Origin of the sequence: Streptomyces sp. NRRL B-24572 (genome assembly GCF_002156145.1) — a bacterium.
Taxonomy (GTDB): domain Bacteria; phylum Actinomycetota; class Actinomycetes; order Streptomycetales; family Streptomycetaceae; genus Streptomyces; species Streptomyces vietnamensis.
In genome coordinates this window covers 1-3,433 of record NZ_MWIG01000368.1, presented here as the reverse complement: position 1 = coordinate 3,433, position 3,433 = coordinate 1, and the positions used below count along the sequence as shown (strand labels likewise).

Here is a 3,433-nt window from a genome sequence, read left to right as displayed (position 1 = left end):
GGTCCGCGGCCCGGTCGAGGCCGGGCACGGGCGCCCGCCGGTGCTCGTGCCAGCGGCGCCGTATCCCGTTCATGGCGATGGCGACGAGCCAGGACCGGAAGCGGGAGGGGTCGCGGAGGCCGGCGAGGCCGGCGAGGGCACGGACCATCGTCTCCTGGACGATGTCGTCCGTGTCGGCGTGGCCGTCGAGGGCCCGGCCGACGATGTTGTGGACGAGCGGAAGGTGGTCGCGGACCAGCGTGTCCCTGGCGTCCGCGTCACCCGCCCTGGCCGCCTCCACAAGGGCCGTGGTGCGTCGCTCGTCGCTGTGCATGGATCTGCTCCCTCATCCCTGGACCGAGTCCCCCGTCGTCGGGAGACCCGTGGGCACGGGAGGGATAACACTTTCTTACGGGCGGCGGCTACCTCGGGGGTACCGGGAGGCTCGGGACCGTGGCCCCGTTCCCCTCCCGGACGGCCGCCACGACGGCGTCGTGCAGCTCTCGGCTCTCCTCCTCCGATTCGCACGGAACGGGACTGCCCGACATGGTGAACCAGTCGGATGCGCCGCTGTACTGCACGGCCACGCGTGCCTCGCGATCGGCGAACGTCGTGTGCACGGTCACATCGCCCGTGAGGACACCCGCCTCGTCGGTCAGCACCCCACCTCGCCCGGTGTAGACACCGGCGGTCGTCCAAGATGCCCAGCTCATGCCCTCCAGGGTCACACCGGTGGGTGAGATGCGCCACCGACGGGACCGCCCCGGCCGGAGGGATTCCGGCCGGGGCGGTACGGGGCGCGCGCCGGGGCGGACGACGGTCCGCGCCGGATCAGGCGAGGGACGCGACGGCCTCGTTGAACGTGGCGGACGGGCGCATCACGGCCGCGGCCTTGGCCGGGTCGGGCTGGTAGTAGCCGCCGATCTCGGCCGGGGAGCCCTGGACGGCGATCAGCTCGTCGACGATCTTCTGCTCGTTGGCGGTGAGCGTCTCGGCGAGCGGGGCGAAGGCCTTGGCCAGCTCCGCGTCCTCGGTCTGGGCGGCCAGCTCCTGGGCCCAGTAGAGGGCCAGGTAGAAGTGGCTGCCGCGGTTGTCGATACCACCGAGGCGACGGGTCGGCGACTTGTCCTCGTTGAGGAAGGTGCCGGTGGCGCGGTCGAGGGTGTCGGCGAGGACCTGGGCGCGGGTGTTGCCCGTGCTGGTCGCGAGGTGCTCGAAGGAGGCGGCCAGGGCGAAGAACTCGCCGAGGCTGTCCCAGCGGAGGTAGTTCTCCTTGACGAGCTGCTGGACGTGCTTCGGGGCGGAGCCGCCGGCGCCGGTCTCGAAGAGGCCGCCGCCCGCCATCAGCGGGACGACCGACAGCATCTTGGCGCTGGTGCCCAGCTCCAGGATCGGGAAGAGGTCGGTCAGGTAGTCGCGCAGGACGTTGCCGGTGACGGAGATGGTGTCCTCGCCGCGGCGGATGCGCTCCAGGGAGAACTTGGTGGCCTCGACCGGGGACAGGATCTGGATGTCCAGGCCCTCGGTGTCGTGCTCCGGCAGGTACTGCTTGACCTTGGCGATGATCTGGGCGTCGTGGCCGCGGTTCTCGTCCAGCCAGAAGACGGCCGGGGCGCCGGTGGCGCGGGCGCGGGTGACGGCCAGCTTGACCCAGTCCTGGATGGGCAGGTCCTTGGTCTGGCAGGCGCGGAAGATGTCGCCCTCGGCGACCTCCTGCTCCAGGACGACGTTGCCCGCGGAGTCGATCAGGCGGACGGTGCCGGCCTGGGCGATCTCGAAGGTCTTGTCGTGGGAGCCGTACTCCTCGGCCTTCTGCGCCATGAGGCCGACGTTCGGGACGGAGCCCATGGTCGCCGGGTCGAAGGCGCCGTGGGCGCGGCAGTCCTCGATGACGGCCTGGTACACGCCGGAGTAGCTGTGGTCCGGGAGGACCGCGAGGGTGTCGGCCTCCTGGCCGTCCGGGCCCCACATGTGGCCGGAGGTGCGGATCATGGCCGGCATCGAGGCGTCGACGATGACGTCGGACGGCACGTGCAGGTTGGTGATGCCCTTGTCGGAGTCGACCATCGCCAGGGCGGGGCCCTCGGCGAGCTCGGTCTCGAAGGAGGCCTTGATCTCGGCGCCGTTCGGAAGGGCGTCGAGGCCGGCGAGGACGGTGCCGAGGCCGTCGTTCGGGGACAGGCCGGCGGCGGCGAGCGCCTCGCCGTACTTCGCGAAGGTGTTCGGGAAGAAGGCGCGGACGACGTGGCCGAAGACGATCGGGTCGGAGACCTTCATCATCGTGGCCTTGAGGTGCACGGAGAAGAGCACGCCCTCGGCCTTGGCGCGGGCGACCTGCTCGGAGAGGAAGGTGCGCAGGGCGGCGGCGCGCATGACGGCGGCGTCGACGACCTCGCCGGCGATGACCTTCAGCGGCTCGCGGAGCTCGCTGACGGTGCCGTCGGCGGCGGTGAACTCGAAGCGGAGGGTGTCGTCGGCGGCGATGACGGTGGACTTCTCCGTGGAGGCGAAGTCGTTCTCGCTCATCGTGGCGACGTTCGTCTTGGACTCGGGGGTCCAGGCGCCCATGCGGTGCGGGTGGGTCTTGGCGTAGTTCTTGACCGAGCCCGGCGCGCGGCGGTCGGAGTTGCCCTCGCGCAGGACCGGGTTGACGGCCGAGCCCTTGATCTTGTCGTAACGGGCGCGGACGTCCTTGTCCTGGTCCGTCTGCGGGTCGTCCGGGTAGTCCGGGAGGGCGTAGCCCTGCGCCTGGAGCTCGGCGATCGCGGCCTTGAGCTGCGGGATGGACGCCGAGACGTTCGGCAGCTTGATGATGTTGGCGCCGGGCGTCTTGGCCAGGTCGCCGAGCTCGGTGAGGGCGTCGGCGATGCGCTGGCCCTCCTCCAGGAACTCGGGGAAGACGGCGATGATGCGGCCCGCGAGGGAGATGTCACGCGTCTCGACCGTGACGCCGGCCTGCGAGGCATACGCCTGGACCACGGGCAGGAACGAGTACGTCGCCAGGGCGGGCGCCTCGTCAGTGTGGGTGTAGATGATGGTCGAGTCAGTCACCGGGTGCTCCGCTCCACGTCTGCGTATGCGAGATTGCTCGACATCAAGATATCTCGTGATCGTGCTCCTCGGTAAAGGGCCCCACGAGCTCGCTGTCGTGCGGGACGCCCGCGGCCTCCACGAAGGGCCCGCCGAGCCGGTACGGGGCGGGCGGGCCGTCCACGTCGACGCGGCGGAGCACGGCGAGCAGGACCAGTCCGGCGGCGGCGGTCACCCCCGCGGCGAGGGCCTGGCCGCAGCGGTGGGCGAGCCGGAGCTGGGCCGGGTCGTACGGGGCGGTGGCGGGCAGCGCGAGGGTGTCGCCGAGCAGCCAGATCCCGGCGCCGAGGCCGGCCAGGGCCAGGAGGGCGAGCGGGACGGTCGCCGGGAGGCCGGGCGGGCCGGGCCCGCGTCGCGGGCCGGG

Annotated in this window: 3 protein-coding genes and 1 pseudogene; all 4 read right to left on the bottom strand. The window is 71.7% G+C overall.

Translation table 11 applies throughout. The features are described from left to right. Window positions 1-313 (bottom strand): RNA polymerase sigma factor (locus tag CCN56_RS44745; protein ID WP_306300619.1); only part of this gene is annotated, 313 nt, incomplete at its 3' end. 88 nt (window positions 314-401) lie between these two features. Beyond that, window positions 402-692: a hypothetical protein gene (locus CCN56_RS22180; RefSeq protein WP_086829336.1), complete on the bottom strand. Its 291-nt coding sequence runs from the start codon at window positions 690-692 to the stop codon at window positions 402-404. Between the two features lie 118 nt (window positions 693-810). After that, on the bottom strand, window positions 811-3,030 hold the full coding sequence (locus tag CCN56_RS22175; RefSeq protein ID WP_086829334.1) for an NADP-dependent isocitrate dehydrogenase: 2,220 nt from the start codon (window positions 3,028-3,030) through the stop codon (window positions 811-813). 43 nt (window positions 3,031-3,073) lie between these two features. Further along, a pseudogene (locus CCN56_RS22170) lies at window positions 3,074-3,433 on the bottom strand (phosphoesterase); the annotation flags it as partial.